The sequence below is a fragment of the Streptococcus sp. OMI870 genome, from assembly GCF_047460295.1.
Lineage (GTDB): Bacteria > Bacillota > Bacilli > Lactobacillales > Streptococcaceae > Streptococcus.
In genome coordinates, this window is record NZ_JASHGM010000004.1 from 193,279 (window position 1) to 199,901 (window position 6,623).

General features: G+C 35.0%; 9 protein-coding genes and 3 pseudogenes. All 12 read left to right on the forward strand.

The window, feature by feature from the left end:
* Window positions 1-102: 102 nt before the first annotated feature.
* Window positions 103-693, forward strand: a pseudogene (locus QM968_RS08280) (transposase); the annotation flags it as partial.
* Window positions 694-873: 180 nt separating this feature from the next.
* A complete protein-coding gene (locus QM968_RS08285) occupies window positions 874-1,152 on the forward strand; it encodes a DUF6110 family protein (RefSeq protein ID WP_002893755.1) in 279 nt (92 codons plus the stop codon).
* A gap of 1 nt (window position 1,153) precedes the next feature.
* Window positions 1,154-3,217 (forward strand): heavy metal translocating P-type ATPase, encoded by a 2,064-nt coding sequence (locus QM968_RS08290; RefSeq protein ID WP_002893754.1) that lies wholly within the window; start codon window positions 1,154-1,156, stop codon window positions 3,215-3,217.
* A gap of 299 nt (window positions 3,218-3,516) precedes the next feature.
* On the forward strand, window positions 3,517-4,131 hold the full coding sequence (locus QM968_RS08295) for a CadD family cadmium resistance transporter (protein WP_002911684.1): 615 nt from the start codon (window positions 3,517-3,519) through the stop codon (window positions 4,129-4,131).
* 11 nt (window positions 4,132-4,142) lie between these two features.
* Window positions 4,143-4,481 carry a Cd(II)/Zn(II)-sensing metalloregulatory transcriptional regulator CadX gene (gene cadX / locus QM968_RS08300; RefSeq protein ID WP_000711078.1) on the forward strand — a complete coding sequence of 113 codons (339 nt, stop codon included), beginning with the start codon at window positions 4,143-4,145 and terminating at the stop codon, window positions 4,479-4,481.
* A gap of 43 nt (window positions 4,482-4,524) precedes the next feature.
* Window positions 4,525-4,659 carry a hypothetical protein gene (locus tag QM968_RS08305; protein ID WP_023024363.1) on the forward strand — a complete coding sequence of 45 codons (135 nt, stop codon included), beginning with the start codon at window positions 4,525-4,527 and terminating at the stop codon, window positions 4,657-4,659.
* A gap of 69 nt (window positions 4,660-4,728) precedes the next feature.
* On the forward strand, window positions 4,729-5,013 hold the full coding sequence (locus QM968_RS08310) for a hypothetical protein (protein WP_227197827.1): 285 nt from the start codon (window positions 4,729-4,731) through the stop codon (window positions 5,011-5,013).
* 108 nt (window positions 5,014-5,121) lie between these two features.
* Window positions 5,122-5,229: pseudogene (locus QM968_RS08315) on the forward strand (30S ribosomal protein S9); the annotation flags it as partial.
* A gap of 353 nt (window positions 5,230-5,582) precedes the next feature.
* Complete coding sequence (locus QM968_RS08320) at window positions 5,583-5,885, forward strand: TMEM175 family protein (RefSeq protein WP_004240734.1); 303 nt, start codon at window positions 5,583-5,585, stop codon at window positions 5,883-5,885.
* Window positions 5,810-6,151: a hypothetical protein gene (locus tag QM968_RS08325; protein ID WP_000397556.1), complete on the forward strand. Its 342-nt coding sequence runs from the start codon at window positions 5,810-5,812 to the stop codon at window positions 6,149-6,151. Before QM968_RS08320 ends, QM968_RS08325 begins: the two co-directional genes overlap by 76 nt.
* Window positions 6,152-6,164: 13 nt before the next feature.
* Window positions 6,165-6,488 (forward strand): potassium channel family protein, encoded by a 324-nt coding sequence (locus QM968_RS08330; protein WP_001253404.1) that lies wholly within the window; start codon window positions 6,165-6,167, stop codon window positions 6,486-6,488.
* Window positions 6,485-6,623 (forward strand): annotated as a pseudogene (locus QM968_RS08335) (TIGR00341 family protein); the annotation flags it as partial. The gene QM968_RS08330 and the pseudogene QM968_RS08335, both read left to right, overlap by 4 nt.

The following is a 6,623-nucleotide window of genomic DNA, read 5'->3' on the forward strand; positions in this document are numbered from 1 at the left end:
ACAAACGAAAACACTTTGCATCTTGCAAGGTGTTTTTTTCTATGAGAACTGGCGGTGCGCAATTAGGATAGCTCTAGCGACTTTAGTCGCATAGAGATATGCTATGCACAGTTGCCTCAAGAAAACAATGCTTCTTGGTCCACCCTGTTAGACAAGCTTCAAAACCAAGGAATCCAACAGATTTCTCTTGTAGTTACAGATGGCTTTAAGGGGCTTGAGCAGATTATCAGTCAGGCTCACCCATTAGCTAAACAACAATGTTGCTTAATTCATATTAGTCGAAATCTAGCTAGTAAAGTGAAACGAGCAGATAGAGCGGTTATTCTGGGGCAATTTATAATGATTTATCGTGCTGAAAATTTAGAAATGGCAGGACAAGCTTTAGAGGACTTTCTCGCCGAATGGAAACCAAAGTATAGGAAAGTCATGGAAAGTCTGGAGAAGACGGATAATCTTTTAACTTTTTATCAGTTTCCCTACCAGATTTGGCACAGCATGTATTCGACAAACCTCATTGAGTCTCTTAACAAAGAAATCAAACATCAAACGAAAAAGAAGGTTCTTTTTCCTAATGAGGAGGCTCTGGAACGTTACTTAGTTACGTTGTTTGAAGATTATAATTTCAAGCAAAGTCAACGAATCCATAAAGGGTTTGGTCAATGTTCTGATACACTTGAAAGCTTATTTAATTAACACTCCGTAACTCTACTTAAGTGTTTACACATAATTATTGACAGTATCAAAAAATAAAGTATATTGTTTTCATCATAATATAATTAAATATCAGTATAGAGAATTTTATCTATATATCAGATATCAGCAATTGCTTTTGCTGTCATTTTTCGCTACAATAGTTACAAGGAGGAAATAAACATGTTAAAAGAAGTATTAAACGTCGCAAAAGTTGCGAAAAAATCATCTCTCTTCTTAGGAGGGGTAGCATTTGGGACGCTTGGCTTGAAAGTCTTAGCAAGTAAAGAAGCTAAGAAAGGCTATTCTAAGGCCTTGGCTAAAGCTTACAAATTGAAAGATGGACTGGATGCATCTGTTTCTGTTGTAAAACAACACGGTGATGATGTTTTACAAGACGCTAAATATTTATACGAACAGGAAAAGAAAGAAGAACAATTAGATAGCCTGACAGGTGAATAATATGTCTTTTAAAGTGCTACACAGAGGATATCAACATATCCGATTATCGTCCTCGTTTTCACTGACCTTGGATATTCAAGATTATCTTCGTTCCTTGGCTAAAGATGAAAAAGGGATCGACTCTATTCAGTTTTATATGGATCAGCAGCACTTTACTCTACGTATGAAAGAAGGCTTCTCTGTATTAGAAAATGCAGAGGCCTTTTTAAAAAAAATTGACAAGGGGAAAGTTTCGGACTTGATGACTCTTCCCATTCGTAGAGAAGAGAGTGCTTATTCAATTGTATCGGGTGCAGCGATTAAGCGTTTGCTGTTTCGAAGTTTTGTACCCTACCCTATTCGTTATATTTGGACTTGTTATCAGGCTTTGGGTTATGTCAAAGAAGCCTATCAAACTTTAGCGCGCAAGGAACTAACCATGGAGGTCTTGGACTGTTCGGCCATTTTGTTGTCCTTGTTTATGAACCAATCCAAGACAGCTAGCAACATCATGTTTATGCTTGATTTGGGTAATCATCTGGATCAGTGGTCTTTAAAAAAAACAGCAACAGATTTGGAACAAAGCCTTCTTGCTAAAGAAAGTGATGTTTTCTTAGTGCGGGGAGACATGGTCATCAGCATCAAGAGTTCTGATGTTCAAGTAGGTGATGTATTAGTTGTCTCCCAAGGTAATGAAATCTTGTTTGACGGCCAAGTGGTTTCAGGATTAGGCATGGTCAATGAGAGTTCCTTGACTGGAGAGAGCTTCCCTGTTGAAAAGAAAGAGGGAGATTCTGTATGTGCGAATACTGTTTTGGAAACAGGAGAGTTAAGAATTCGTGTGACTGATAATCAGATAAACAGTCGTATTTTGCAACTCATCAATCTGATGAAAAAATCTGAAGAGAGTAAGAAGACAAAACAACGTCATTTTATTAGGATGGCAGACAAGGTTGTAAAATATAACTTCTTAGGTGCTGGTTTGACTTATCTGTTAACAGGTTCGTTTTCAAAAGCCATTTCCTTTTTATTGGTGGATTTTTCATGTGCTCTAAAAATATCCACACCTGTAGCCTACCTTACGGCCATAAAGGAAGGTCTAAATCGAGAAATGGTTATTAAAGATGGTGATGTATTAGAAAAATATCTGGAAGTGGATACTTTCTTGTTTGATAAAACGGGTACCATCACGACGAGTTATCCTTTGGTTGAAAAGGTTCTTCCTTTCGGAGATTATACTGAGAAAGATATTTTAAGAATAAGTGCATGTTTGGAGGAACATATCTATCATCCTATTGCCAATGCAATTGTTAAACAAGCTGAAATTGAAGGCATTGAACACGAAGAAATGCATGGCAAGCTTCAGTATGTTGCAAGCAAAGGGATTAAATCGCAAATTGATGGTCAATCGGTTGTCATTGGAAATTATGTACTAATGCAAGACGAACAGGTAAGAATTAGTTCTGAGCAGCTGGCCTTGATTGAGCAATATAAGACTCATTACAATTTATTGTTTTTGGCTTATAAGAAAGAATTAATTGGGATGTTTTGTATCCACACTCCCTTGAGAAGCGAGGCGAAAGTTGCATTGAAAAAGCTAAAGCGCCAAGGGAAAAAACTGATTCTGGCAACTGGTGATACGTTGGCTAGAACAGAAGAGTTGGTTAAAGATCTGCCATTTGACAACGTTTATACTGATTTAAAACCAGATGGTAAGTTTCAGTTGGTTCAGGAATTACAGAAAGCTGGCCGAACTATTTTGATGGTTGGAGACGGGTTAAACGACTCTGCTGCCTTGACGCTTGCAGATATTGGGGTTGTGATGAATGAAAGTGCTGATATTTCTAAGCAGATGAGTGATATTTTATTATTAGATAATCGTTTAGATTTCTTCGAGGAATTGAATTCTTTATCTGAATCGTTGCAGAAATTAATTCAAAGAAATATTCAAGAAACAGTTGTAATAAATGGAAGTTTAATTGGATTTGGGTTGTTAAATTGGTTAAGCCCATCTAATCTTTCGATATTGCACAATCTGACTACTTTAAGAATCGTCCTTCGTAGTCTTTCTATTAAAAGTAGGTAAGAGACCGAGAAGCTGAGGTTATAAAAACTAAAAGGAGTTGTCTCATTTGAGAATAACGGTTCTTTGTCAACTGTAGTGGGTTGGTGGAAAATTATACCCTGGAGAGGACCAAATTGGTTCTCTCCTTTTAAATATTGAAAAAACCATTGGCAGTGGACATACTTTAAGACTATATATTTCTGAAACTAGTTTCACAATACAAATATTGACATGCAATTATTAATTGGTGGATTTTAAGTTGACATCTACAAAGGTTAATGTTAGAATACATTCAAAAATATATTTGAATGAGGTGTTTTATGATTCAAAATATTGTTACTTCAATAATCCTGTATTCTGGGACAGCCGTAGACTTACTTATTATCCTAATGTTATTTTTTGCCAAAAGAAAAAGCAGAAAGGACATCATTAACATCTATTTAGGACAATTTCTAGGCTCTGTTAGTCTAATATTCCTAAGTTTGCTTTTTGCATTTGTCTTAAATTATATTCCTAGTAAAGAGATTTTAGGTTTACTCGGTTTGATTCCAATTTTCCTAGGCCTCAAAGTTTTGCTTTTAGGAGATTCTGATGGAGAAGCTATTGCAAAAGATGGTTTGCGAAAAGACAATAAAAACTTGATTTTTCTAGTCGCTATGATTACTTTTGCAAGTTGTGGCGCTGACAATATTGGTGTTTTTGTCCCATATTTTACCACCTTAAATTTAGCGAATTTGATAGTGACTTTACTTACTTTTCTAGTCATGATTTATCTCTTGGTTTTTTCTGCCCAAAAATTAGCACAAGTCCCTTCTGTTGGAGAAACTTTGGAAAAATATAGCAGATGGTTTATTGCCGTTGTCTATTTAGGATTGGGGATGTATATCCTGATTGAAAACAACAGCTTTGACATGCTATGGGCTGTGTTAGGCTAGGAGAAAAAATTATGAAAAAAGATAGTATCTGTCAAGTGGATGTTATAAATCAACAAAATGTTACAACCGCAACGAACTACCTTGAAAAGGAAAAAGTCCAAAAATCACTTCGCATTTTATCAAAATTTACCGATAATAAACAGATAAATATCATCTTTTATCTCCTTGCCGTCGAAGAACTCTGTGTCTGCGATATAGCCTGTTTATTAAATCTCAGTATGGCATCTGCCTCCCACCATCTTCGTAAACTAGCCAATCAAAACATCTTGGACACTAGAAGAGAGGGGAAAATTATATATTATTTTATAAAAGATGAGGAAATCAGAGATTTTTTTAATCAACTAGGATAACAACTATTTTTACTACTTTTCCATGATTATAGGGAGATTATATATGAAATTTTTTGATGAAAATTACTCACAAGAAATACCTACTCGTATTAAATGTTTAAGAAAAAAGTATAATTTAAAGCAAAGCGACCTAGGTAATGCAGGTCAAGTTAGGCAAATTGAAAAGGGAGAAATTTGAAAGAATTTGTATCTTTTATTTTTTGTTTCATTTATGCCCTATGCTACTGGAATAGTTAGTAGTCATTTCATGAATCATACGGCACAGCTCTTTTATGGACTGATCGTTATTGTTTCAACGGTAGCAAACTGTTTTTTACATAAAGTAATTGATAAACCCAATATAGATCAGAAAGAATTACTTGAAGCTACCGCACAATATAGGAAGTTATTGATACCTGACCTAATAATTAAAGGAGTGGGATTGATTCTATCCTTAATTGTCTATCCTCTGATTATGATGTATAGTGTTTTAATTGCGGCATTTTACATCATAACTTTAAAAACACTATCCGAAAAAAGAGTGAATAACTAAAAAACGGTGACCAAAGTTAGGTGTATTATTTTAATGCTTAGAGACCTAAACTATTTCCCCGTTTAAAAAATATTGATTCAAATTTTATGAAATCAATTAGTAGATATCGTTCTGAAAAGCCCTGATATTACGCTATTTTTAGTCCATCTGAAATCCATACTTTCCAAACCAGGCTTGAAAAAAGCTCGTAAAGCATCACAATTTAGTAAACGTTAAAACTTATTTAAACTTATTGAAAGCATTTCGTATCAAAAATACGGGATGCTTTTTCTGTTCACCCCAAATTTTTGTAACTAGGTGATACTTGAAATTAATACAAATTTGGTTGTTTTTGATAAATCTAAGCAACACTAAATGATGAAGTGAAAGGGGATGAATCTTTGATAGTATTCATTTATTGTGAAATATGATATATTTATTAATTAGATGGATGAATACTTCTAGAGTTAAATATAGCATAATAGGGACAGACTTTTTGGTTTATTTTTGTTTGTAGTCGGATTATGAAAGAATATCCAATATTATGCGATAAGATAGAATGTTACAAAAAAGAAAGGGGATGCAATCCGATGAAGAAAGACAGATTAATTGTATTGACAGATGCTGTTCTAGCAATTATTATGACCATCTTGATTTTAGAGTTAGAAAAACCAACAACACCAAGTCTTGAAGCTTTTTGGGATTTACGGCAAAATTTCTTTGCTTGTTTTCTTTCCTTTTTCTGGTTGGGATCGTTATGGATGGCACTAAACACATTATGGGAAAAGGTTGAGAAAATTTCCTCAGAAATTATTTGGTGGAATTTGTTTCTACTCTTGGAGCGGCAGGAGTTCTCTTTGGAGAATTTCATGCCATCCAAGATACCAGTCTGAATGATGTGGTGGACCGGATCTATATAAATGTCAAGGATTTACCGTTTCAGTCCTTGGGAGCTTTAGCTAATATCCTGTCTGATGTTAAGAAGGGACTGATTCAAGACAGTCATATCTGGTCTTTCTTCCAGTCATTTTTCAAACAATATCAGTTGATAATCAGCTTAAATCAGATCTATCAGTTTGTCTATCTTTCTCTGATGGAGATCATGTCCTATCTTCACTTTGATTATTGGAAAAAACGGCTCGGTCAGGAGCTAGTATGAATAAGGAGAACAAATGAGACGTTTAAAAATGTTATGGCATATTATACAGGTTACGGGTTTTACTCGGTTTGCTCTGAGTTTTGTGACCTTTGTTTTTGGGTCAGGAGGCGTGCTTTTCCTAGTTGAACCTGCTATCACAAATTACGGAGACGGTCTTTGGTATGCTTTTGTGACTTCGACGACTGTCGGCTACGGGGATCTCCTAGCTGTGACCTTGATTGGAAGGATTACCAGTGTCTTCTTGACGATTTATGGGCTCATATTTTTTGGCTGTTTATCAGCTGTTATTATTAATTATTATACCGATTTAAATAAGGAAAGAGGAGAGGACAAATGACTGCCAATTATTCAACACGTGAATTCCGCGAGAAACTATATGATGACCTTCATGTTCGATTAAGAGATACACTGATTTTGATGTGTTCGATTTTTATTGCCTCTATAGGTCTAAATATGAATTCAACAGCTGTCA